The organism is Streptomyces sp. NPDC056161 (genome assembly GCF_042268025.1).
Classification (GTDB): Bacteria; Actinomycetota; Actinomycetes; order Streptomycetales; family Streptomycetaceae; genus Streptomyces.
Genome location: NZ_JBHJUV010000042.1, coordinates 1 through 23,494 on the forward strand (window position 1 = coordinate 1; position 23,494 = coordinate 23,494).

General features: G+C 71.5%; 22 protein-coding genes and 1 pseudogene. 4 read left to right on the plus strand and 19 right to left on the minus strand.

What is annotated here, in order from left to right:
• From ACFC09_RS31830 to ACFC09_RS31905, 16 genes are all read right to left on the minus strand, one after another.
• On the minus strand, positions 1-194 hold a 194-nt coding region (locus tag ACFC09_RS31830), incomplete at its 3' end, for a flavodoxin-dependent (E)-4-hydroxy-3-methylbut-2-enyl-diphosphate synthase (RefSeq protein WP_376534032.1).
• A 5-nt stretch (positions 195-199) separates the two neighbouring features.
• Entirely contained in the window at positions 200-1,222 is a 1,023-nt protein-coding gene (hpnH, locus tag ACFC09_RS31835) for an adenosyl-hopene transferase HpnH (protein ID WP_376533890.1), read from the minus strand.
• 5 nt (positions 1,223-1,227) lie between these two features.
• Positions 1,228-1,863 carry a 1-hydroxy-2-methyl-2-butenyl 4-diphosphate reductase gene (locus tag ACFC09_RS31840; protein WP_376533892.1) on the minus strand — a complete coding sequence of 212 codons (636 nt, stop codon included), beginning with the start codon at positions 1,861-1,863 and terminating at the stop codon, positions 1,228-1,230.
• Positions 1,863-3,884 carry a squalene--hopene cyclase gene (shc, locus tag ACFC09_RS31845; RefSeq protein ID WP_376533894.1) on the minus strand — a complete coding sequence of 674 codons (2,022 nt, stop codon included), beginning with the start codon at positions 3,882-3,884 and terminating at the stop codon, positions 1,863-1,865. Before shc ends, ACFC09_RS31840 begins: the two co-directional genes overlap by 1 nt.
• Before the next feature lie 116 nt (positions 3,885-4,000).
• Positions 4,001-5,134, minus strand: coding sequence for a polyprenyl synthetase family protein (locus tag ACFC09_RS31850; RefSeq protein ID WP_376533896.1), 1,134 nt, complete (start codon positions 5,132-5,134; stop codon positions 4,001-4,003).
• Positions 5,134-6,561 (minus strand): hydroxysqualene dehydroxylase HpnE, encoded by a 1,428-nt coding sequence (gene hpnE, locus ACFC09_RS31855; RefSeq protein ID WP_376533898.1) that lies wholly within the window; start codon positions 6,559-6,561, stop codon positions 5,134-5,136. The genes ACFC09_RS31850 and hpnE overlap by 1 nt, the downstream gene beginning before the upstream one ends.
• The gene (locus ACFC09_RS31860; RefSeq protein ID WP_376533900.1) at positions 6,558-6,701 is read right to left on the minus strand and encodes a DUF6380 family protein; all 144 of its coding nucleotides are present in this window, start codon (positions 6,699-6,701) and stop codon (positions 6,558-6,560) included. The genes hpnE and ACFC09_RS31860 overlap by 4 nt, the downstream gene beginning before the upstream one ends.
• The gene (gene hpnD, locus ACFC09_RS31865; protein WP_376533902.1) at positions 6,701-7,651 is read right to left on the minus strand and encodes a presqualene diphosphate synthase HpnD; all 951 of its coding nucleotides are present in this window, start codon (positions 7,649-7,651) and stop codon (positions 6,701-6,703) included. Before hpnD ends, ACFC09_RS31860 begins: the two co-directional genes overlap by 1 nt.
• The gene (gene hpnC / locus ACFC09_RS31870) at positions 7,648-8,550 is read right to left on the minus strand and encodes a squalene synthase HpnC (protein WP_376533903.1); all 903 of its coding nucleotides are present in this window, start codon (positions 8,548-8,550) and stop codon (positions 7,648-7,650) included. Before hpnC ends, hpnD begins: the two co-directional genes overlap by 4 nt.
• A 359-nt stretch (positions 8,551-8,909) precedes the next feature.
• Positions 8,910-9,698: an ABC transporter ATP-binding protein gene (locus tag ACFC09_RS31875; RefSeq protein ID WP_376533905.1), complete on the minus strand. Its 789-nt coding sequence runs from the start codon at positions 9,696-9,698 to the stop codon at positions 8,910-8,912.
• Entirely contained in the window at positions 9,691-10,620 is a 930-nt protein-coding gene (locus tag ACFC09_RS31880) for an ABC transporter permease (protein WP_376533907.1), read from the minus strand. The genes ACFC09_RS31875 and ACFC09_RS31880 overlap by 8 nt, the downstream gene beginning before the upstream one ends.
• A gap of 74 nt (positions 10,621-10,694) precedes the next feature.
• On the minus strand, positions 10,695-11,567 hold the full coding sequence (locus ACFC09_RS31885; protein ID WP_376534034.1) for a glycosyltransferase family 2 protein: 873 nt from the start codon (positions 11,565-11,567) through the stop codon (positions 10,695-10,697).
• 23 nt (positions 11,568-11,590) lie between these two features.
• The gene (locus ACFC09_RS31890; protein WP_376533909.1) at positions 11,591-12,370 is read right to left on the minus strand and encodes a CDP-alcohol phosphatidyltransferase family protein; all 780 of its coding nucleotides are present in this window, start codon (positions 12,368-12,370) and stop codon (positions 11,591-11,593) included.
• Positions 12,348-13,409 carry an iron-containing alcohol dehydrogenase family protein gene (locus ACFC09_RS31895; RefSeq protein WP_376533911.1) on the minus strand — a complete coding sequence of 354 codons (1,062 nt, stop codon included), beginning with the start codon at positions 13,407-13,409 and terminating at the stop codon, positions 12,348-12,350. Before ACFC09_RS31895 ends, ACFC09_RS31890 begins: the two co-directional genes overlap by 23 nt.
• Positions 13,397-14,158, minus strand: a complete 762-nt coding sequence (locus tag ACFC09_RS31900; RefSeq protein ID WP_376533913.1) for a sugar phosphate nucleotidyltransferase — start codon at positions 14,156-14,158, stop codon at positions 13,397-13,399. The genes ACFC09_RS31895 and ACFC09_RS31900 overlap by 13 nt, the downstream gene beginning before the upstream one ends.
• Complete coding sequence (locus ACFC09_RS31905; RefSeq protein WP_376533915.1) at positions 14,155-15,975, minus strand: DUF5941 domain-containing protein; 1,821 nt, start codon at positions 15,973-15,975, stop codon at positions 14,155-14,157. Before ACFC09_RS31905 ends, ACFC09_RS31900 begins: the two co-directional genes overlap by 4 nt.
• Positions 15,976-16,522: 547 nt before the next feature.
• Between ACFC09_RS31905 and ACFC09_RS31910 the strand changes: the two are divergent.
• Positions 16,523-16,696: pseudogene (locus tag ACFC09_RS31910) on the plus strand (cation transporter); the annotation flags it as partial.
• Between the two features lie 246 nt (positions 16,697-16,942).
• Entirely contained in the window at positions 16,943-17,536 is a 594-nt protein-coding gene (idi, locus tag ACFC09_RS31915) for an isopentenyl-diphosphate Delta-isomerase (RefSeq protein WP_376533917.1), read from the plus strand.
• Positions 17,537-17,542: 6 nt separating this feature from the next.
• On the opposite strand, the gene ACFC09_RS31920 is transcribed toward idi, so the two are convergent.
• The gene (locus tag ACFC09_RS31920; protein ID WP_376534036.1) at positions 17,543-18,037 is read right to left on the minus strand and encodes an ATP-binding protein; all 495 of its coding nucleotides are present in this window, start codon (positions 18,035-18,037) and stop codon (positions 17,543-17,545) included.
• A gap of 223 nt (positions 18,038-18,260) precedes the next feature.
• On the opposite strand from ACFC09_RS31920, the gene ACFC09_RS31925 reads away from it, so the two are divergent.
• The gene (locus ACFC09_RS31925) at positions 18,261-19,016 is read left to right on the plus strand and encodes an enoyl-CoA hydratase/isomerase family protein (protein ID WP_376533919.1); all 756 of its coding nucleotides are present in this window, start codon (positions 18,261-18,263) and stop codon (positions 19,014-19,016) included.
• On the opposite strand, the gene ACFC09_RS31930 is transcribed toward ACFC09_RS31925, so the two are convergent.
• Positions 19,003-19,638: a DJ-1/PfpI family protein gene (locus ACFC09_RS31930; RefSeq protein WP_376533921.1), complete on the minus strand. Its 636-nt coding sequence runs from the start codon at positions 19,636-19,638 to the stop codon at positions 19,003-19,005. The genes ACFC09_RS31925 and ACFC09_RS31930 overlap by 14 nt on opposite strands.
• Before the next feature lie 268 nt (positions 19,639-19,906).
• A complete protein-coding gene (locus ACFC09_RS31935; protein ID WP_376533923.1) occupies positions 19,907-20,866 on the minus strand; it encodes a GlxA family transcriptional regulator in 960 nt (319 codons plus the stop codon).
• Positions 20,867-21,035: 169 nt separating this feature from the next.
• Between ACFC09_RS31935 and ACFC09_RS31940 the strand changes: the two genes are divergently transcribed.
• Complete coding sequence (locus ACFC09_RS31940; protein ID WP_376533925.1) at positions 21,036-23,444, plus strand: Tex family protein; 2,409 nt, start codon at positions 21,036-21,038, stop codon at positions 23,442-23,444.
• Positions 23,445-23,494 lie beyond the last annotated feature (50 nt).

A 23,494-nucleotide genomic window follows, 5' to 3' on the forward strand; every position in this document is an offset into this window, starting at 1 on the left:
CCCGACGCCGTCAACTCCGCGATCTGCTGCAACGTCGCACCGACATCCGACGTACGCGTCGTCGTCATCGACTGGACCGAGACAGGCGCGTCCCCACCCACCGCCACCGAACCGACATGGATCTGCCGCGACACGCGGCGCTCGGCGATCGGCCGGGGCGGGATTTCGGGGACGCCGAGCGAAATTGCGGTCATACGTGTCACTCCCGGTTCCCGGAGACCGTCTCACGCATGGCGCGCAGCGACTCCTTGAGCGATCCCATGGTCGCGAGCACGGCGGTGGGCTCGTAGCCGCAGTGCGCCATGCAGTTGGCGCAGCGCGGGTCCTTGCCGCGGCCGTACTTGTCCCAGTCGGTCTTCTCGATCAGTTCGCGGTACGTCGGCACATACCCGTCGCTCATCAGGTAGCAGGGGCGCTGCCAGCCGAAGAGCGAGTAGTTCGGGATCGCCCACGCGGTGCACGGGAAGTCGACCTTGCCCTCCAGGAAGTCCAGGAAGAGCGGGGAGTGGTTGAGCCGCCACCGCCGCCGGTTGCCGCCCGAGAACGCCTTCTTGAACAGTTCGCGGGTCTGCTCGACGCCGAGGAAGTGCTCCTGGTCGGGGGCCTTCTCGTAGGCGTAGGCGGGCGAGATCATCATCTCGTCGACCTGGAGGTCGTCGTTGAGGAAGTTGAGCACCTCGACGATCGTCTGCGGGGTGTCCGTGTTGAAGAAGGTCGAGTTGGTGGTGACCCGGAAGCCGCGCCGCTTGGCCTCCTTGATCGCCGCCACGGCCTCGTCGAACACACCTTCCTTGGCGACGGACTCGTCGTGCCGCTCGCGCAGCCCGTCGATGTGCACGGCGAAGGCGAAGTAGGGCGAGGGCGTGAACTTGTCCATCTTCTTGCGCAACAGCATGGCGTTGGTGCACAGGAAGACGAATTTCCGCTTGGCCACCAACTGCCGCACGATCTCGTCGATCTGCGGGTGCATGAGGGGCTCGCCGCCGGCGATCGACACCATCGGCGCGCCGGACTCCAGCACCGCGCCGACGGCCTGGGCCACCGGCATGCGCTGCTTGAGCACCCCGGCCGGGTGCTGGATCTTGCCGCAGCCCTCGCACTTGAGATTGCAGGCGAACAACGGTTCCAGCTCGACGATGAGCGGGAACTTGTCGCGCTTGCGGAATTTCTGTTCAGCCAGGTACGTAGCGACCTTGATGGACTGGCGCAGTGGCATGGCCATCTGGCTCACCTCCGAGGGAGCAGCAAAGAACGGTGCCATTCAAAAAATGCAGGAAGGACTGAGCGAAGAACACGGAAAGCGGATATTCCACCGCGCACCGTGCCGATCCGGACGAGTTCATGTTCCGGAGCGTCCACGACCACCCGGACCGCGGCAACGGGTCGCTCGCCCGTCCGCACGGCGCTCAGGAGCGTGGCGGCCGACTCCATGTCGACCGCGATCGCGCCGGTGTCGAGGAGATCCGACCGCTCGTTGCCCCGGACCACGTGGTCGGAGCCGGTGAGCGGGCCGGTGTGGACCGTGCGTCCGGGCACGGTCCGGGTGAGCTCCTTGACGAGCAGTTCGGTCCCCGCGCAGGGGACGTCGCCCCGCGGGTCCCGGGTCTCCTCGGCGACGACCAGGTCGCCGGGGTGCATACCGGGGGCGAGCCCCGCGCAGAAGCCGGTGGCCACCACGGCGGCCCCGGCGAGCGCCGGTTCGGCGAGGGCCCGGGCGACGGAGCGTTCCGCCGCCCTCGGCCCCATGCCGGTCCGCAGGACCGTGACCGGCCCGTCGGCCCCGCCACGCTCGCCCGCGCGCAGGGCGAAGTGCTCGATGCCGAGCGCGCAGGCGATCAGCAGCGGGGCGGGCTGGGCACTCATCAGCCCCCCTCTCCGTCGACTCGGGGCGCTCCTACACCCCGGTCGGTGAAGGGCTCGCCGTGCACGTACCGGCCGAGCGCGGTGAGCGGGAACACCTGCCGGTAGAGGTGGTAGTTGATGGAGAAGTCCCAGGGGAAGCCGGTGCCCGTGAAGTACGGCTCGTCCCAGGAGCCGTCCTCACGCTGGGTCTCGGCCAGCCACTGGACGCCGCGCTCGACGGCCTTGGACTCCTTCTCCCCGGCCGCCAGCAGCGCCATCAGCGCCCACCCGGTCTGCGAGGGGGTCGAGGCGCCGCGCCCGCTCCAGTCCTTGTCGTCGTCGTAGGAGCGCAGGTCCTCGCCCCAGCCGCCGTCGTCGTTCTGGGTCGACTCCAGCCAGGAGACGGCGCGCCGGATCGCCGGGTGCGAGGTGGGCAGCCCGGCCGCGACCAGCGCGGGCACCGCGGATCCGGTGCCGTAGAGGTAGTTCACGCCCCAGCGTCCGAACCACGAGCCGTCCGGTTCCTGTGCGGCCAGCAGCCAGTCGACGCCGCGCCGGGTGCGCGGGTCGTCGGCCAGGCCCTCGACCGCGAGCATCTCGACGACATGCGCGGTGACGTCGGCCGACGGCGGGTCGATGACCTCGCCGAAGTCGCAGAACGGCAGCCGGTTGGGGAACGGGCTGGTGTTGTCGGCGTCGAAGGCGCCCCACGCCCCGTTCTTCGACTGCATGCCGAACAGCCAGCGCACCCCGCGTCCGATGGCCTTCTCGACCCGGTCCGGGTCGTGGTGCCTGACCCGGCGCAGGGCGAGCAGCACCTCGGCGGTGTCGTCGGTGTCGGGGTAGTTGTCGTTGTGGAACTCGAACGCCCAGCCGCTCGGCGGGAGTCCGGGCCGCTTGACCGACCAGTCGCCGGGCCGCACGATCTCCTCGCCGAGCATCCAGTCGGCGGCCTTGACCAGCCGCGGGTGCTCGGCGGGCACACCCGCGTCGGCGAGGGCGATCACGGCCAGGCAGGTGTCCCACACCGGGGACTGGCATGCCTCGATCATGCGGGAGCCGTCCTCGCGCCACACGGCGTACCGGTCAAGCGACTCCAGGCCCGCCCGCATCACCGGGTGGTCGAGGTCGTAGCCCAGCAGGTGCAGGGCGATGACCGAGTAGACGGCCGGCGGCTGGATGCCGCCGAAGCAGCCGTCGTTCTCCTGCCGCTCGATGATCCAGCGGGCCGCGGAGTTCATCGCGGCGCCGCGCAGCCGGCGCACGGCGACCGTGCGGTAGCCGCGTACCACCTTGTCCAGCCGCTGGAACAGGCCGTCCCAGCTCAGCGCCGGAGCGAGCGGCTGCGGCGGATTGGGGCGCGCCGGATCGGTGTGCAGCTCGTCCAGCGCGAACGGCGCGGGACGCACCGGGCGCTTCGCCGAGACGATGGTGAGCGGCACGATGGTCTGCCGCGCCCAGGACCCGAAGTTGTAGATGTTCAGTGGGAACCACTTCGGGAAATACATCAGCTCGGGCGGGAGTTCCGGCAGGTCCTCCCACTTCCACCAGCCGAACAGGGCCAGCCAGATCCGCGTGAACACGCGGGCGGCGGCGATCCCGCCGCGCTCGCGGACCCAGGCGGACGCCTTGGCCATGTGCGGTTCGTCGGGCGCGTCGCCGGCCAGCCGGAGGGCGACGTACGCCTCGATGGTGGTCGAGAGTTCACCGGGGCCGCCGTAGAAGGTGGCCCAGGCGCCGTCCGCGCGCTGTTCGCCGCGGATGTAGAGAGCCGCGCCGCGAGTCGTCGCCTCGTCGCGGATGCCCAGGAACTGGCGCAGGAGCAGATCCTCGGCGTCCATGGTGACGTTAGTTTCGAGGTCGCCCTTCCACCAGCCCTCGGCGTCCTGCTGCGTGAGCAGGAAGTCGGTGGCGCGCTGTACGGCGCGTGTGGCGGCGTGTTTTACCCCGTCCGCCGCGGGGGTTGTGAGCTGGACTTCGCTGGCCGAGGCAGCGCGGGGCGGCAGAGTGGCCCCGGTGCTTCCGTCGGTCGTCGCTGTCATGGCTTCCCCTTCTTGCAGTCGTGCAAGTCGTGCTGCTGTGGGTCCGCCGTCGGCCGATGTCTGTCATCCCTCGACACCGGCCGGCGACTACGCGAGGGTCATTCGACTGATAGTGATCATCTCTTTCGGACTACTACGAAGTCGGCGAGCGCCGTGAACCGGGCCCGAACCTGCTCGGGCATGTCGATGGCGTTCAAGGCTTCGATGGCGATGGTGTACTGGCGGCGCGCCTCCTCGGCGGTCCACTCACGGCCGCCCGCTTCCTCGATGAGGGCCGCACGGGCCGCGAACTCCTCCTCGGAGAAGTTCTCGAAGTCGCTGCTCTTGGCGTCGGCGGCGAGCATCTCGCCGAGCCGCTCCGAGGCGGAGCCGCCCGCCGCGAGCGCGGCCACGACCGGCAGGGATTTCTTGCGCTGGCGCAGGTCGCTCCAGGTCTGCTTACCGGTGGCCTCCGGGTCGCCCCAGATGCCGAGCAGGTCGTCGACGGCCTGGAAGGCCAGGCCGAGGTGGTAGCCGTACTTCTCCAGCGTGTCGGCGGTGCGGTCGTCCGCGCCGCCGAGCACCGCGCCGATGGAGGAGGCGCAGGCGAGCAGGGCTCCGGTCTTGTTGCCCTCCATCTCCAGGCACTCCGCGACGCTGACGCGGTCGCGGTGCTCGTAGGAGATGTCCTGTGCCTGACCGTCGATCAGGGCCCGGGTGGCGGTGGTCAGCCGGCGGGTCGCACGGCCCGCCTCGACCGTGGCCAGTTCCAGCAGCACCTCGTTGGCGAGGGCGAACAGGGCGTCGCCGACCAGGATGGCCTGGGCGGGGCCGTGCACCTTCCAGACGGTGTCGCGGTGCCGGCGCTGTTCGTCGCCGTCCATCAGGTCGTCGTGCAGCAACGAGAAGTTGTGGACCAGTTCGACGGCGACCGCACCGGGGATACCGGCCTCCGGCGCACCGCCGGTGACCTCGGCGGACAGCACGGCGAGCGCGGGGCGCACGGCCTTGCCGCCGTCCGAGTCGGCGGGGTTGCCCTGGGCATCGATCCAGCCGAAGTGATAGGCGGCCACGGTGTCCATGGGCGGGGCCAGGCGGTCGACGGCCGCCCGCAGTACCGGTGTGGCCAGGGTCCGGCCACGCTCCAGGAGCGCGGTCACGTCCACCGCGGTCGCTTGAGCGGCCGTCGCGGCCTCGGGCACAGTGGGCACGGTCTCTCCTCTTCTTGCAGTACGGGGGGTGCGGGGGCCTGCCGCATGCCGATCGGGCATCAGGCCGCCTCCTCGAACGCGAAGAGGTGACTCGGGCGGGGCCGGCCCAGGGCGCTGAGCGCCGCGTCTGCGGCACTCACGCCGCTGCGGACCGCACTCTCCATGGTCGCGGGCCACCCGGTGGCGGTCCACGCTCCGGCCAGCCAGAGGCCGGGGGCATTGGTACGGGCGCCGGGCCGCAGCCGTCCGACGCCTGGCGTGGGAGCGAACGTCGCCGTGCGCTCCCGGGTCACGAAGAAGTCCTTCACTTCCGCCCGGCGCGCGCCGGGGAGCAGCCGCTCCAGTTCGGGCAGGTAGCGCTCGCGCAGCACGGCCACGGGGGTGTCGATCTCGTCCTGCACGGCCGACTGGGACAGGGCCAGATACTGGCCGGTGCGCAGCCCGGAGGCGTGGGTGCGGTCGAAGACCCACTGCACCGGGGTGCCCAGGGCCGCGAAGAACGGCCTGTTCAGCACCGTACGGTCGTAGATCACATGGACGTTGAGGATGGGCGCGGTGCCGATCCGCAGCAGCCGGTCGGGGTCGTCGAGGGCGCCGGGCGGGAGCAGACCGTGGGCCTCGCGCTGAGGCACGGCGAGCACGACCGCGTCAGAACGCAGCGTCTCACCGGGAACCTGAACGCTCCATCCACCGTTCTCGTCAGTGGAGACGGAGGTGACACGTGTACGGATCTCGGTACGGACACCCGCGGAGTCGAGCGCCTTGCGAGCCAGACGGTCGTGCAGTTCACCCAGGGGCACATGAGCCCAGCCGATGTCGGCGGCGCCCGGGTCGGACAGCAGACCGGTCTTGAACACCATCGCGGCGAGCCCGAGCGAGGCGTCGCCCGCGACCGCGTTGAGAGTGGCGACCCCGACCAGGTCCCAGAGGGCCTCGACGGCGCGCGCCGACTGGCCGTGAGCGGCCAGCCAGCCGCCGAAGTCCTGTGTGTCCAGGGTCGGATCGGCGAGGTCGAGCCCCTTGAGCGCGAGCGCGGCACGCCCCACCTTGGCCCGCTCGGCGAGTGACAGGTGCGGATACGAGGCCAGACTCCGGCCCAGGTGCAGGGGTACGGGCAGCGGATCGCGCCGCAGTCTGCCGAGTCGCCGTCCCTCGGGTCTGGCGAGGTCGAGGACGGGTACGTCGAGGCGGTTCTGCACCGGCGCCAGCTCCGTTCCCCCGATCCGGTCGAGGAACCAGCGGTAGGCGGTGCAGCAGCGCAGGTACACGTGCTGGCCGTTGTCGACAGTCAGGTCGCCGCGTTGGAAGGAGAAGGCGAGGCCGCCCAGTCTGGGCCTGCTCTCCAGCAGCGTGACGCGGACGCCGGCGTCGGCGAGCGCGAGCGCGGCCGTGACACCGGCGAGACCGCCGCCGACCACGACGGCGCTGCGTCCGGTGTGCCCCGGGATGTCCGCCTGCGGTCCCTCGGACCGCTTGCCGTCGGTCATCGTGCGTCCTCCCGTGCCCGCCCGCCACGCCGGTGGTACGGCACGCGGCGGGTCATCTCAGTCAGGGACGCCACGCCGCACCGGAGGGTTGCTCGTTCCCCGGCGGAGTCGCCGGAGTCTTCCTGTCCTCTCGCGTCCATCAGGCACGCCTCCTGACGGTCTGCCGGGCCACGTGCCGGGCGTCGAGTCCGGACAGCCCGCGCACGGCGACGTACGCCTTCTCGTGGCCGGGCAGCGAGACCCGGCCGCGCAGCACGGCCTCGGGCTCGCGCTCGATGCGGTCGAGCAGCCGGCGGTAGATCCCGGCCATGGCGGCGACGCACGCGCCGCTGCGCCGGTCGAGCATGGGCAGCAGCTGGTAGCCCTCGGCGAACAGGGCGCGGGCCCGCCGCACCTCGAAGTGCACGAGACCCGCGAAGTCGGAACCCTCGGGCGGCGTCGGTCCGTTGAACCCGGCCGAGCAGCCGAACTTGGCGAGGTCGTCGGCCGGCAGATAGGTACGGCCGCCCTCGGCGTCCTCCCGGACGTCCCGGAGGATGTTGGTCAGCTGAAGGGCGAGACCCAGGGTGTCGGCGTACTCGGAGGCGCGCTCGGCGCCGCGGGCCCCCGGTTCCGTGCCGAACACGCCGAGCGAGAGCCGGCCGATGGCCCCGGCCACGCAGCGGCAGTACACCTTCAGGTCGTCCCAGGTCTCGTACGCCTCACCGCGGACGTCCATCTGCACGCCGTCGATGAGTTCGTCCAGGCCCCCGAGCGGGATCGGGAACACCCGCGCGGCATGGGCGAGGGCGACGGCGACCGGGTCGGTGTCGTCCTCGGCGACCGAGCCCTCACGGACCCGGGCGAGCAGTGCCCGGGTCTCGTCGAGCCGCGTGGCCTTGACGTCGTCCGCCAGCTCACCGTCGCCGATGTCGTCGACACGCCGGGACAAGGCGTACAGCGCCGACATCGCGCGCCGCTTGGGCGTCGACAGCAGCCTGATGCCGTATGCGAAGTTGCGGGCCTGCTGCCCGGTCACGGCCTCGCAGTAGCTATAGGCGGCGAGTACCGGTGCGGACACGTTCACTTCCGGCTCCACAGCCCGGATCACCCCTCTCCTCGCAGAGTCACGCCCACCTCGCGCAGCAACTGGACCTTGCCGGGCTTGGGCGGGCCGGGAAGTACGTCGTATTCGGCAGCGGCGATCGCCCGGATCGCCGCCCTCCCCCCCGCCACGAATCCCGCGAGCAGCAGCTTCAACCTGCCGTGGACGCTACCCACCAGGGGGGCGCCTTCATTCAGGAGGTCGCGGGCGCGTTGAGCTTCGTACGCAACCAGGGCGCGCGCCGATGCGCCCGTGGTTTTCGCGGCGAGATCCGCCTCCTGGACATGAAAACGCTTCATGTCCTCGGCCGGCAGATAGATCCGGTCGCGGCCGAGGTCCTCGGCCACGTCCTGGAGGTGTTCGACGATCTGCAACGCGGTGCAGATCGAGTCGGAGAGACGGATCCGCTCGGGGGTCGAGGTGCCGGTGACGGCGAGGACGAGGCGGCCGACGGGGTTGGCGGACAGTTCGCAGTACGCGAGGAGGTCGTCGTAGGTCTCGTACCGCTTGACGAGCTGGTCCTGACGGTTGGCCGCGATCAGGCCGAGGAAGGGCTCGGGGGTCAGGGAGCAGCGGCGCACCGTGGGCTGGAGGCGCAGCAGCAACGGGTGGCGCGGGGTGGCGTCGAAGACGCGGCGCAGATCGGCCTCGAAGGCGTCGAGGAGGACGAGCCGGTCCTCCGCGTCCGCGGGCGACACGCCGAGCAGCCGCGCGTCGGCGCCGCCCGGGGCGAGGTCTCCGTCGCCGATGTCGTCGACGAGGCGGGCGAAGCCGTAGACCGCCATCAGGTCGTCGCGCCAGACTCTGGGCAGGAAGAACGGAGCCACGGGGAAGTTCTCGCCCGCGGCCTTGTCGAGCGTGCCGCGCTCCGGGCTTCCCAGGCGCGCCGTGTCGATTCCCGTCACCGGGCACTGCCCGGGGCGGGGACGGCACATGCTGCGCTGAGCTGGGGAGTTTCCGTAGCCATTGCCGTCACATCTCCCGTTCTACACTGCCAAACCAATACACACTATTTCGGACACGCCGCCCAGCCGTCCGTGACGGCGCCCGGCGGAGGGTGTCGCGCATTATCGCCCCACTTGCCACTTTCCGGGACCGATACAGTTTACGTTGTACAACGCAGCGAGGTCCGTGGGGGTGTCCTGCACATCACAACAACACACCGATTGCCGCCAAGATTCCTTGACGGACCCCGAGTTGACGTTTCTTTTGCACACGAAGGGCCCCGCCGGAAAGGTTCCGGCGGGGCCCCGGGCGTGTCGGGCTACTTGCCCGTGAACTTCTCGTACTCCTTGAGGACCTCGTCGGTCGGTCCGTCCATCCGCAGTTCACCGCGCTCCAGCCACAGGACCCGGTCGCAGGTGTCCCGGATGGACTTGTTGTTGTGGCTGACCAGAAACACGGTGCCGGCTTCCCTGCGCAGCGCCCGGATGCGGTCCTCGGAGCGCCGCTGGAACTTGCGGTCACCGGTGGCCAGCGCCTCGTCGATCATGAGGACGTCGTGGTCCTTGGCCGCGGCGATGGAGAACCGCAGCCGGGCCGCCATGCCGGAGGAGTAGGTGCGCATGGGCAGGGTGATGAAGTCGCCCTTCTCGTTGATGCCGGAGAAGTCGACGATGTCCTGGTAGCGCTCCCTGACCTCTTCACGTGACATCCCCATGGCCAGACCGCCGAGGATGACGTTGCGCTCGCCGGTGAGGTCGTTCATCAGGGCCGCGTTCACCCCGAGCAGCGAGGGCTGGCCGTTGGTGTAGACCTTGCCGCTCTCGGCGGGCAGCAGCCCGGCGATGGCCCGCAGCAGGGTGGACTTGCCGGACCCGTTGGAGCCGATCAGGCCGACGGCCTCGCCCCGGTAGGCGATGAACGACACGCCGCGTACGGCGTGCACCTTGCGCACGCCGCGTGCCGCGTCGTCGGAGCCCCGCCCGAGGATGCGGCTGAGGGCGGCGGTGGCGCTGCCCCTGCCGGTACGGGCGCCGTTGACGCGGTAGACGATGTGCAGGTCCTCCGCGATGACGGTCGGGACGGGCTGTCCGGTGTTCTGCTCAGCCACGGCCGTACCTCTCCTCCGCCTTCCAGAAGTACACGAACCCCCCGGCGAAGGCGGCCACGGCCCAGAACAGGGCGATGCCCCAGACGTGCGGCGGGAGGTTCGCGGAGCCGTAGCCGTCGATGAGCGCGAAGCGCATCAGGTCCATGTAGACCGCGGCCGGATTGACCTGGAGCACGCGCACGATCCACTCGGGACGGCCTTCGAGCATCTTGTTGATCGAGAACATGACGCCGGAGGTGTACATCCAGGTCCGCAGTACGAACGGCATCAGCTGGGCCAGGTCCGGCGTCCCAGCGCCCAGGCGGGCGATGACCAGCGCGAGCCCGGTGTTGAAGAGGAACTGCAGCGCGAGCGCCGGCACGATCAGCAGCCAGGACAGGCCGGGATAGCTGCCGAAGCCCACCGCCACCACGAACAGCACGATCATCGAGAACAGCAGCTGCTGGAGCTGCTGGAGCGCGAACGAGATCGGCAGCGAGGCCCGCGGGAAGTGCAGGGCCCGCACCAGACCCAGGTTGCCGGAGATCGCGCGGACGCCCGACATGATCGAACTCTGTGTGAAGGTGAACACGAACACACCGGTCACCAGGAACGGGATGTACACGTCGTGCGACATGCCCCGGCTGGCGTGGAGGATCAGGCCGAAGATGAAGTAATAGACGGCCGCGTTCAGCAGCGGGGTGGCCACCTGCCACACCTGGCCGAGTTTGGCCTGGCTGTACTGGGCCGTCAGCTTCGCCTGGGAGAAGGCGAGGATGAAGTGCCGCCGCCCCCAGAGCTGCCGGACGTACTCACCGAGCGAGGGCCGGGCGCCGCTCACGGTCAGCCCGTACTTGACGGCGAGCTGCCCCGGCGTCAGTCCCTCGTCGGACGACCGGGCCGCGGTCGTCGCGATCCCGCCGTCGTGCGCTGTCTCACTCACGCGTGGAAACTTTCCTCTTCGAATGCGTCATCGAGTTCGTCCAGGCGCCGCGCGGCCCCCTTGGACCGAGCTTGTCAGATCACCGGGGGCCGGCCCAGTCGGGTCAGCCGCCACACCGTACGCCACTTCATGGGCCGGCGCGGCCCGCACGCGGTGGCCCAGCCCTCCCGGAACCCGCCGAACCAGGCTTGCAGGGCCGAGCGGGAGGGGCGGCGCACCAGGGTGAGCAGCAGCCAGACCCCCAGATACACCGGGACCAGGAGCGCGGGGAGGTTGCGGCGGGCCAGCCAGACCCGGTTGCGGGCGACCATGCGGTGGTACACCGCGTGCCGGGAGGGGGCGGTCGTCGGGTGGTACAGCACCATGTCGGAGCGGTAGTCGATCATCCAGCCCGCGTCCAGGGCGCGCCAGGCCAGGTCGGTCTCCTCGTGGGCGTAGAAGAACGCGTCCGGCAGGCCGCCGACCTCGGCGAAGACCCGGGTGCGGACGGCGTTGGCACCGCCGAGGAAGGTGGTGACCCGGGAGGAGCGCATCGGGTCGGCGGCGCGCAGCCGCGGCACGTGCCGGCGCTGGGTCTCGCCGGTCTCCGGATCGGCGATGCGGAAGCTGACGATGCCGAGCCGCGGGTCCGCGGCGAAGGCCGTGCGGCACAGCTCGGCGGTGTCGTGGCGGGCGAGCAGTCCGTCGTCGTCGAGGAAGAGGAGTATGTCGACGTCGCGGCCGCCGGGTCCGAAGGCTTCCGTGCCCACGTTGCGACCGCCCGGTATGCCCAGGTTCTCGGGCAGTTCCATGGTGCGTACGCCCTCGGGGACGTCCGGCACGGGCGAGCCGTTGCCGACGACGACCACCTCGACCGGGTCGCCGTCCTGTTTGGCGACCGAGTCGAGCAGGGCGCGCAGTTCGTCGGGGCGGTTTCCCATGGTGATGATCACCGCGCCGACTCTCAGCGGTGGGGAGGTGTCCACGGCGCTCACCGCAGCCGGCTGGAGACGAGGACGGACACCAGATGCAGCAGGGTCTGCACCAGCGCGATGCCGGCCAGCAGCGCGGTACCCAGCCGGGTGAAGAACAGATCGCCCCTGATCTCGTCCGCCACGGCCAGGACGAGGATCAGCAGGGTGGCCTCGATCCCGAGGATCAGCCGGTGGAACTTGAGGGCCGCGGCGGCCCTGCGGGCCAGCGCCATCCCGGACGAGCGCGGCTCGGCGGCGGATTCCGCGACCGGCGGCAGCCCGCCCTGGTGACGGGCCACGCCGACGAGGTCCGTCTCGGCCTTGACGAGGATCGCGCCGAGCGCGGCAAGCGTCCCGAGGAAGGCCCACAGCCAGTCGATCCGGCCGGGCCCCCACAGGTCGGCGGCGCGCAGCCCCAGGCCGACCAGGACCGCGGCATCGGTCAGATAGGCACCGACCCGGTCCAGGTAGACCCCGCCGAGCGAGTACTGCTGCTTCCAGCGGGCGACCTCGCCGTCGACGCAGTCCAGCAGCAGGTACAGCTGGACCGCCAGCACGCCGAGCACGGCGCCCGCGATCCCCGGCACCAGCAGGGCCGGGGCGGCGAGGACGCCGAAGACGGTCATCAGGTAGGTGAGCTGGTTGGGCGTGACCCGCGTGGTGACCAGATAACGGTCCACGCGCAGGGACACCTCGCGCATGTAGAGGCGCCCCATCCAGTGCTCGCCGCTGCGCCGGTCCTTGACCCCGGGGGGATGGACGACCGTACGCAGTTCAGCTACCGATGGCCTTGACATAGTCGACGTAGATGTCCTTGATCTGATGGGTTTTGAGGTCGAGGTGTTCGAGGATCGTGTAGCGGCCCGGCCGGGTCTCCGGAGCGAACTCCACGACCCGGACGAATTCGTCCGCCGTGAAGCCGATCTCGTGCGGCAGGACGGGCAGGCCGTGCCTGCGCAGCACCTCGGCCATGTGCGCCGCTTCCTCGTGCGCCCCCCGCAGGTACATCGCGAAGGCCGCGCCCAGCCCGCACTGCTCGCCGTGGCTCGCCGCGCGCTGGGGGAACAGCAGGTCGAAGGCGTGGTTGATCTCGTGGCAGGAGCCGGAGGAGGGGCGGGAGTCGCCCGACACGGACATCGCGACCCCGCTGAGGACCAGCGCTTCGGCGAGCACCTGGAGGAAGTCGTTGTCGCCGATGCCGCCCGGGTGCCGCAGTACGGCCTCGCCGGCCTGCCGGGCCATCGCCGCGGCCAGGCCGTCGATCTTCTCGCCGGTGACACGGTTCGCCAGCTCCCAGTCGGCGATCGCGTTGACGTTGGAGACCGCGTCGCCGATGCCCGAGCGGACGAACCGGACGGGGGCCTCGTGGATCACGTCCAGGTCGATGACGACCGCGATCGGGTTGGGCACGCCGTACGAGCCGCGGCCCGCGTCGTTGTCGAGGGTGGCGACGGGCGAGCACAGGCCGTCGTGCGCGAGGTTCGTCGGGACGGCGACCAGCGGCAGGCCGACCCGGGCCGCGGCGAACTTGGCGCAGTCGATGATCTTGCCGCCGCCGAGGCCCACCACCGCGTCGTAGCGGCCGGCCTTTATGGCCCCGGCCAGCCGGACCGCGTCGTCGAGGGTGCCGCCGCCGACCTCGTACCAGGAGGCGCCCGGCAGTGAGGGGGCGACCCGCTCGCGCAGCAGCGCGCCGGAGCCGCCGCTGACGGCGACGGCCAGCCGCCCGGAGTGCGAGATGCGTTCGTCGGCCAGCACACCGGCCAGGTCGTCGAGGGCACCCGGGCGGATGTCCACCACGACCGGCGAGGGGATGAGCCGGGTCAGTACTGGCACGCGATCTCCCGTCCCCGGGCGAGATCGTCGTGGTTGTCGATCTCGACCCAGCGCACATCGCCGATCGGAGCCACGTCGATGCGGAAGCCGTGGTCGACGAGTTCCTGGTAGCCGTGCTCGTAGAACTGCTGCGGATCGGCCTCCCACACGGTCTTGAGCGCGGCGGCCAGTTCGGGGGCGGCGTCGCCCTCGATGAGGGTGACGCCGATGTACTCGCCGGTGGCCTCGGCCGGGTCCATCAGCTTGGTGATCCGCCGCATGCCCCTGCCGGGGTCGGCGACGACCTTCATCTCCTCGTCGGCCAGCGACTTCACCGTGTCCACGGCGAGGATGATCTTCTTGTCGCCGCCGCGGGCGTCCAGCAGGGTCCGTTCGACGGAGACCGGGTGGACGGTGTCGCCGTTGGCGAGGATCGCACCGTCCTTGAGGGCGTCACGGCCGCACCACAGGGAGTAGGCGTTGTTCCACTCCTCGGCCTTGTCGTTGTCGATGAGAGTGAGCTTCAGGCCGTACGTCCGCTCCAGGGCCGCCTTGCGCTCGTAGACGGCCTCCTTGCGGTACCCGACGATGATCGCGGCCTCGGTCAGGCCGATCTCGGCGAAGTTGCCGAGGGTGAGGTCGAGCACCGTGGCCTGGTCCTCTATCCCCGACCGACCCGCGTCACGCACCGGCACCAGAGCCTTGGGGAGGCTGTCCGTGTAGGGCCGCAGGCGCCGTCCGGCGCCGGCCGCGAGCACGAGGCCGATCATGCGGGTTCTCCTTCGTCGTGTACGGCGGGCGCGCCACCCAGGTGGGAGGCCACCCAGAAGCGGATGCTCTCGGCGAGCACCAGCAGGGCGACGACCACGGCGAGGACCGTGAGCGCGACCTTGAACTGCGCGGCGGTGAGCACCGCGGCCAGAACGGTGACGAGCAGCGTCCGCCCCTCGTGCCCCCCGATGGCGCGCACCAGCCAGGACGGCGGCGCTCCGGCGTCACCGCGGATCCGGTACACCGTGTCGTAGTGATGGTAGGCGACGGCGGCCACCAGGCCGAAAGCCGCAGGAAGGGTTCCGTTCACCCCGGATATGGCCGCGAGGGCGAGCACGGTGCCGTACTCGGCGGCCCGGAAGAAGGGCGGGACCAGCCAGTCGAGGGTGCCCTTGAGGGGGCGGGCGACGGCGAGGCCCGAGGTCACGGCGTAGACGACGGCTCCGGCCACGGGCAGTGGGCTGCCGGGGGCGGACAGCGCGGCGGCGCAGACGACGACGGCTCCGCCGACGAGCGCGGCGCCGGGGACGGCGAAACCGGGCAGCCCCCGAGGGACGGCACGGGCGAGCACCTGCGCGAGCGGACCTGAGTCCGCGAGGTCCGCGAGCGCCCGCGCGGCCCGGTCCGTGCGGTGCGCCCTGCGGGTCACCGAGCGCAGCACCCGGCCGGCGGTGGTGTAGGCCGCGGCGCAGGCGCAGCCGACGAGCAGCACCCAGAAGGTGATGCGCGGGGTGGCGACGGCCGTGAGGACGGCGATCATGGCCCATCGTTCGCCGATGGGCAGCACTATCATCCGGCGCAGCCACACCGTCCAGCCGACGCTGTCGAGCCGGTCGGAGAGGGCGGCGGTGGGGCTGGTGTTGGCGGTGGCGTCGTGGTTGGCCTCGTTGAACGAGAAGTCGACGACGTGCCGGCAGGTCTGCAGGACCATCGCGCCGAGGGCGAGGGCCCAGACGTCGTCGCCGCCACGGGCGGCGCCGAGGGCGAGGCCCGCGTAGTACGCGTACTCCTTGGCCCGGTCGAAGGTGGCGTCCAGCCAGGCGCCGAGCGTGGAGTACTGCAGCGAGTAGCGGGCGAGCTGGCCGTCGGTGCAGTCCAGTACGAAGGAGAAGATCAGCAGGAGTCCGGCGGCGACGAAGCCGCCGCGGGTGCCGGTGGCCGCGCAGCCCGCCGCGATCAGCGCGGTGATCAGCGAGGCGGTGGTGACCTGGTTGGGGGTCAGGCCGCGACGCGCGCACCAGCGGGCGAGGTAGCGCGAGTACGGGCTGACGCAGAACGTGGTGAAGAAACCGTCGCGGGCCTTCACGGCCGACTTCAGGCGTACGGCCTCGTCGTCGACGGCGGCGACGGCCTGCCGTGCCTCGTTGCGCGCCTGCGGATCACCGGGGACGGCGGCGACCAGGCTGCCCAGCTCGGGGCGGTGCACCTCGGCGCCGTCGGCGTCCAGGGCGGTGACGATCCGGTCGGCGAGGCTGTCCACGGCCAGGTCCGTGCCGTGCGCCGTGCCGCCGCCCGCCGTGGTCGGCCGTGCCAGCGCGCGGCTCAGGGCCTCACGGCCGGCCGGCCGGGCGGTGACGGCGCCCGCGACGGCCGCGAGCGGGAAGCGGGGGTCGGTGAGGCCGAGGCGCAGCGCGTGCGGGTGGCCGACGAAACGCGCGTCGACGAGGGCCACGCGGCGGTCGGCCGGTACGGCGGCGAGGAGTGCCGCGGCGTCGGCGGCGTCCGCGGCCGACCGCACCTCGAAGCCGAGGGACCGCAGATCGTTCTCCAGTGACGATCCGGGCACCGGCTGACCGGTGACGATGGCGGTCGACAACCGAACTCACTCCCTGGGTGCCGACGCGTCCGCGCCGGTCGTCTGCTGGGTCGGGGCGCCGCTCGTCCATGGCTCCCGGGCGGCATGTCGGCAGAGGTTATCGGATACCTGGGGGACCTTGTTCACCGGCCGTTAACGGGACGGTCGACGCGGTCTGACCCGGCCTTTGCCGAGATCATCATCAGCGATCAGGGCCCGACCGCCAAACCACGTCCCGCGGTTGTGCCCGCAGAACAGGCATGAGCGGGCACAGCAGAAGTTCCGTATGTATCTCTACATGGGGGGCGTGCGTCTCTGTACGCGAAGGGCGCCCGGACAGCGCCGCGGGACACCGGGTGCGTCCCGCCCCGCGGCCGACCGGCGGTCGGCCCCGACGGGGAGGTCTGTACCTACGGTTGTGCGCCACCGCACCCCGCCGAGCACGGGGGCCACCCTGACCTGCGCTTCGTTTCCGCAGGTCAGAGGGGATGACGACGGTGTTCAGTACCGCGTTGCCGGATACCCCCCCCGCCCGTAGTTCACTGTGCGTCTGGACGGAGAGCCCGAACCGGTGCTGTCCGCACACATGGTCGTGCGCTCGGACACGCTCAACGCCGTCGGACACGAGAGGACACTGCACGACCTGCGGGGCTGTCTCGGACACCACTTCGACGTGGCACACTGCACCTTCCGGTTGGAGCCGGGCGGACACGTGGCGCACGAGGCGAAAGTGTGCCTGTGACGCAGGCCCCGACGCACCCCGCCGGAGCCCCGCGGTCCGACGCACCCTTCGATCGGGTGTTCGGGGGCCCCGGACGGTTCCCCGGCGGACGCGTCGGGCACGATCGTCTACCGGGTCCCCCTTCCGGCGGCCGGAGCGGCCGCGGTCCATCCCGCGCGCGGGACATGCGGACGTGCCGGGGAAGTGCCGGGAGTGCCGGATTCGTACGGCAGACTTGGGGTGCGAAGACCGAGGCGAAGGATGGTTATGCCGATCACACCTGCCAGCACGACGCACAGTTCGTCGAACGGCACCGCAGAGGCGATTTTGCTGGAACTGGTCGACGAGAAGGGTGTGACGATCGGCACCGCGGAGAAGCTCGCCGCCCATCAACCGCCGGGACAGTTGCACCGCGCCTTCTCGGTGTTCCTCTTCGACGAGCAGGGCCGGCTGCTGCTCCAGCAGCGGGCGCTCGGCAAGTACCACTCCCCCGGTGTGTGGTCCAACACCTGCTGCGGCCACCCCTACCCGGGCGAGGCGCCGTTCGCGGCGGCGGCCCGGCGCACCCACGAGGAGCTGGGGGTGTCGCCCTCGTTGCTCGCGGAGGCGGGCACGGTGCGCTACAACCACCCGGATCCCGCCTCGGGCCTGGTCGAGCAGGAGTACAACCACCTGTTCGTCGGCCTGGTGCAGGCCACGGCGGCGCCGGACCCCGAGGAGGTCGCGGCGACCGCCTTCGTCACCCCGGCGCAGTTGGCGGAGCGGCACGCGCGGGACACCTTCTCCACCTGGTTCATGACCGTCCTGGACGCGGCCCGGCCCGCGATCAGGGAGCTGACCGGGGATTCCGCGGGCTGGTGAGGCACCTCACCGCGGCCGAGCGGGTTTGAGCGGCAGGGCGGCCCAGATCACCTTGCCGCCACTCGCCGTGTGTGCCACATCGAGCGTGCCGCCCGCCTCCCGGGCCACCTCGCGCACCAGGAGCAGTCCCCGCCCGCCGGTCCGGCCGTGGTCGGCCTCCAGGGCGGTCGGGCGGTAGGGGTGGCTGTCCTCCACCGACACGCGCACCCACTCGGCGCCGACGGCGACCTCCACGGCGAGCATCGGCGACAGCAGCGCCGCGTGCTTGACCGCGTTGGTGACCAGTTCGGACACGATCAGCAACAGCCCGTGGACCAGGTCCTCCGAGACCGGCACGCCCTGGCGCGCGAGCAGGTCCCGTACGGCGTGCCGGGCCTGCGGCACCGACGCGTCGACGGCGGGGGCGGTGAACCGCCAGACTCCTTCGTACGGCAGTGGATCCGGCGTTCGCCGGTCGTCTCGCCCGGGGCGCGGGCCGTACCCGCGCCCATCGTCGTCCATGGTCCGGTCGCCACCCTCGCACTCGATTGTCACCACACGTGGAATGTTGGCAACGCTCCGCTCCGGCCCACCGGAGTGAACACAAATCAGCTGCGATCGAGCGTTTCTGACCGTTGGCGTATGACCTGGTCAGGTGCGGGACTGCTCCTGTCGCCCGCGGGCTGTCTTCGCGAACTCTTCGGTTTGTACGGCTCGTCCGACCACGCCCGATAGCATCCGGCTCATGGAGCCTCAGCTGTTGCACTCCGTCACCGACTCGGTCGCCACCGTCGTGGTCCACCACCCGGCCAAACGCAACGCCATGACGGCCGCCATGTGGCGCTCGCTGCCGCCGCTGCTCGACGCCCTGGCCGCCGATCCGGGCGTGCGGGCACTGGTGCTCACCGGTGAGGGCGGTACCTTCTGCGCCGGGGCGGACATCTCGACCCTCAAGGACTCGCCCGAAAAGGCGCAGCGGCTCGCCGTGGCCGCCGAGGAGGCGCTCGCCGCGTTCCCGAAGCCGGCGCTCGCGGCCGTGCGGGGTCACTGTGTGGGCGGCGGGGCGCAGCTCGCGGCGGCCTGCGACCTGCGGTTCGCCGAGGCCGGGGCGCAGTTCGGGGTGACTCCGGCGAAGCTCGGGATCGTCTATCCGGCGTCCGCGACCCGGCGGCTGGTGTCGCTCGTGGGTCCCGCCACCGCCAAGTACCTGCTGTTCTCGGGCGAGCTGATCGACGCGGACCGGGCCCTGCGCACGGGTCTCGTCGACGAGGTGCTGCCGGAGGGCGAACTGGACAAGCGGGTGGCGGAGTTCGGCCGGATCCTGGCCTCCCGGTCGCAGCTGACGCAGGCCGCGGCCAAGGAGTTCGCGAACGGCCGCACGGACCGGGACGGCCACTGGGCGCGGCAGGCGGGCGGCAGCGGCGACACCGCGGAAGGCGTCGCCGCGTTCCTGGAGCGCCGCCCGCCGCGCTTCACCTTCAGCGTGTCTACGCCTCGCTGAAGCGGCTGCCGGTGCGGAACCTCTCGACCAGGTGGGCGGGCGCCTTCTCGGGGGAACCCGCGTCGTAGGGCGGCTGCGGGTCGTACTCCGTCAGCAGCTGCACCGCCTGCGCCTGTTCGTCGCCGGCGATCCGGCCCAGCAGGGCGAGGCCCATGTCGATGCCGGAGGAGACACCCGCCGCGGTGACGTACTTGCCGTCGAAGACGACCCGCTCCCCCGTCGGCCGCGCGCCGAACCCCTTCAGGAAGTCGAGCGCCAGCCAGTGCGAGGTGGCGCGCCGGCCGTCGAGCAGTCCGGCGGCGGCGAGCAGCAGCGAGCCGGTGCACACCGAGGTCGTCCAGGTAGTGGTGGCGTCGGCCGCCCGCAGCCAGTCCAGGAGGACCGGATTGTCCATCTGCGGGGTCTGGCCGGGGCCGCCGGGGACCACCACGATGTCGGGGCCCGGCACGTCGGCGAGCGTCCGGTCGGCCGTGAGCGCGAGGTTTCCCGACTCGTTGCGCACGGGTCCGGTGTGCTCGGCGACGAACACGGTCTCGGCGCCGGGGAGACGGCCGAGCGTTTCGTAGGGTCCCACGGCGTCCAGGGCGGTGAAGCGGTCGAAGAGGACGATGGCGATCTGCATGGGTTTCCTTTCCGGGCGGCACGACGACGCGGCGCCGGGCCCGCGGTGCGCGGTTCGGGGTGCGCGGCTCGGGGTGCGGGCCATGCGTGTGCGGCGCGCGCTCGCCTCCGGGACGCGTCCAGGCGCGGTGCTCGGGTGGTCCGGGCTCAGGTCGGTCGGGGCTCAGGTGGTCGGGGCTCAGGTGGTCGGGACGGTTGGTGCCGGACGGGCGGCACGGTCGGGGCCGGAGGGCCGGTACGGTCGGCGTCGGGGGCCGGCACGGCCGGGGTCAGCCGATCGGGGCGGGGCGGAAACGGCGGCGGTATTCGGCCGGGGGCGCGCCCAGCGCCCTGGTGAAGGCGCGGCGCATCGCCTCGGGCGTGCCGTAGCCGCTCGCCCGGGCCACCCCCTCGATGCCGTCGCCGGTGTCCTCCAGCAGACGGCGGGCGTGTTCCAGGCGTACCCGGTCGACGTAGCGGCCGGGCGTCATGCCGGTCTCGGCCTGGAAGGCGCGCGCGAAGTGGCGCGGGGAGAGCGCGGCCCGAGCGGCCAACGACTCGACGGTCAGGTCGGCGGCCGGATGCTCGGTGATCCACCGCTGCACCTCCTGGAGGGGTTCACGCCGGGCGGTCTGCGCCGCCAACTGGGCGCTGAACTGGGCCTGGTTGCCGGGCCTGCGCAGGAAGACCACGAGACGGCGGGCGACCGTGAGCGCGACGTCCCGGCCCAGGTCCTCCTCGACGAGGGCGAGCGCGAGGTCGATGCCCGCGGTGACCCCGGCCGAGGTGGCGACCCGCCCGTCGCGTACGTAGATGGGGTCCGCGTCGACCCGCACGGCCGGGTGGTCGCGGGCCAGCCGGTCGCAGTACGCCCAGTGCGTGGTGGCCCGCAGGCCGTCCAGGAGGCCGGCCTCGGCGAGCCGGAGCGCGCCCGTGCAGACGGAGACCAGACGCTCGGCACGCGGGCCGTGGACGCGCAGCCACGCGGTCAGCCGGGGATCGGACCGCCGGGTGCCGGGCCCGCCGGGGACGAGCAGCGTGTGCGGACCGGACACCTCGTCGAGTGCTTCGTCCGGCACCAGGGTGAGACCGCTGGACGTACGCACCGCGGCCCCGTCCAGGGACGCGGTACGGATCCGGTACGTCCCCGGGGAACACAGCTCGGCCCCGGCGAAGACCTCCACCGGGCCGGTGACGTCGATGCTCTGCACGTCGTCGAAGAGAACGACGAGGACGGTTCGCTGCGCCATACCGTCGATTCTTCCCGGCCCCGGGGATGGCCGCAATGACGCGTTTCCCACCTTTCCTGCCATCGGACGGGCCGACGCGCCAGGGCGTCGGGTGCGCCCTGATCCCGGGTTGTCGGTGCCACCTGCCACAATTGCCGCGCAACCTCAGTGGAGAAGGCGGTACGGGATCGTGACGACACCCGGGTCCCTCGAAGTAGGGTCCATCGAAGGCAGGATCGCCGAGGAGCTCGGCGTACGGGAGCGGCAGGTGAAGGCCGCGGTGGAGCTGCTCGACGGCGGTTCGACGGTGCCCTTCATCGCCCGCTACCGCAAGGAAGCGACCGAGATGCTCGACGACGCGCAGCTGCGCACGCTGGAGGAGCGGCTGCGCTACCTCCGGGAGCTGGAGGAGCGACGGGCGGCGATCCTGGAGTCGGTGCGCGAGCAGGGCAAGCTCACCGAGGAACTGGAGGCGCAGATCCGGGGCGCCGAGACCAAGGCGCGTCTGGAGGACATCTACCTGCCGTACAAGCCGAAGCGGCGGACCAAGGCGCAGATCGCGCGCGAGGCGGGTCTTGAGCCGCTGGCGGAGGGTCTGCTCGGCGACCCGACGGTCGAACCGACCGCCGCTGCCGCCGCCTTCGTCGACGCCGACAAGGGCGTCGCCGATCCGCAGGCCGCCCTGGACGGCGCGCGGGCGATCCTCACCGAGCGGTTCTCGGAGGACGCCGACCTGATCGGCGAGTTGCGCGAGCGCATGTGGACGCGGGGGCGGCTGGCCGCCAAGGTGCGCGAGGGCAAGGAGGAGGCGGGTGCCAAGTTCGCCGACTACTTCGACTTCGCCGAGCCGTTCACCGAACTGCCCTCGCACCGCGTCCTCGCGATGCTGCGCGGCGAGAAGGAGGAGGTCCTGGACCTCGTCCTGGAGCCGGAGGAGCCGGCCGAGTCGCCGACGGCCGCGTCGTCGTACGAGGGGACGGTGGCGCACCGCTTCGACATCGTCGACCGTGGCCGTCCGGCCGACAAGTGGCTCAAGGACACGGTGCGCTGGGCGTGGCGCACCCGGATCCTCGTCCACCTCGGCATCGACCTGCGCCTGCGGCTGCGCACGGCCGCCGAGGACGAGGCGGTCGACGTGTTCGCCGCCAACCTGCGGGACCTGCTGCTCGCCGCGCCGGCGGGTACCCGTGCCACGCTGGGCCTGGATCCCGGCTTCCGTACGGGCGTGAAGGTGGCCGTGGTCGACGCGACCGGCAAGGTGGCGGCGACGGACGTCATCCATCCGCACGTGCCGGCCAACCGGTGGGACGAGGCGATCGCCACCCTGGCCCGGCTGGCGAAGGAGCACGCGGTCGAACTCGTCGCGATCGGCAACGGCACGGCGTCCCGGGAGACCGACAAGCTCGCCGGTGAACTCATCACCAAACACCCGGAGTTGAAGCTCACCAAGGTCATGGTGTCGGAGGCCGGCGCCTCGGTGTACTCGGCCTCCGCCTACGCCTCGCAGGAACTGCCCGACATGGACGTGTCGCTGCGCGGCGCGGTCTCGATCGCCCGGCGGTTGCAGGACCCGCTGGCCGAGCTGGTGAAGATCGACCCGAAGTCGATCGGCGTGGGTCAGTACCAGCACGACCTGTCCGAGGTGAAGCTGTCCCGCTCGCTGGACGCGGTGGTCGAGGACTGTGTGAACGGCGTGGGCGTGGACGTCAACACGGCGTCCGTGCCGCTGCTCGCGCGGGTGTCCGGCATCTCCTCCGGCCTGGCCGAGAACATCGTGACGCACCGGGACACGAACGGGCCGTTCGCGTCCCGCTCCGAGCTGAAGAACGTGGCCCGGCTGGGCCCGAAGGCGTTCGAGCAGTGCGCCGGCTTCCTGCGCATCCGCGGCGGCACCGACCCGCTGGACGCCTCCAGCGTGCACCCGGAGGCGTACCCGGTGGTGCGGCGGATGGTGAAGACCAGCGGTCAGGAGGTGGCCGCCCTGGTGGGCAACACGGGGCTGCTGCGTTCGCTGAAGCCGTCCGAGTTCGTCGACGACACGTTCGGGCTGCCGACCGTGAGCGACATCCTCAAGGAGTTGGAGAAGCCGGGCCGCGACCCGCGGCCCGCGTTCAAGACGGCCACCTTCAAGGAGGGCGTGGAGAAGATCTCCGACCTCGCGTCCGGGATGGTCCTGGAGGGCGTGGTCACGAACGTGGCGGCCTTCGGGGCGTTCGTGGACGTCGGTGTCCACCAGGACGGTCTCGTCCATGTCTCGGCCATGTCGCGGACGTTCGTCAAGGACCCGCGGGACGTCGTGAAGCCCGGGGACATCGTCAAGGTGAAGGTCCTCGACGTGGACATCCCGCGCAAGCGGATCTCGCTGACGCTGCGGCTGGACGACGAGGCCGCGCCGCAGGGGCAGCAGCAGCGCGGCGGTGGCGGCCGCCCGCCGCAACAGCGTCAGGGCCAGCGCCAGGGGCAGGGCCAGCGCCAGCGGCAGGGACAGGGCCGCGGCGGCGACCGGGGCGGACGTCAGGCACCGCCGCCCGCCAACAGCGCGATGGCGGACGCGCTGCGGCGCGCGGGTCTCCTCGACTCGAAAAACGACCGCCGCTGAACCGACGCGCTCGAACGGACCGGGCCCGGCTCCTCCGGCACGACGGGAGG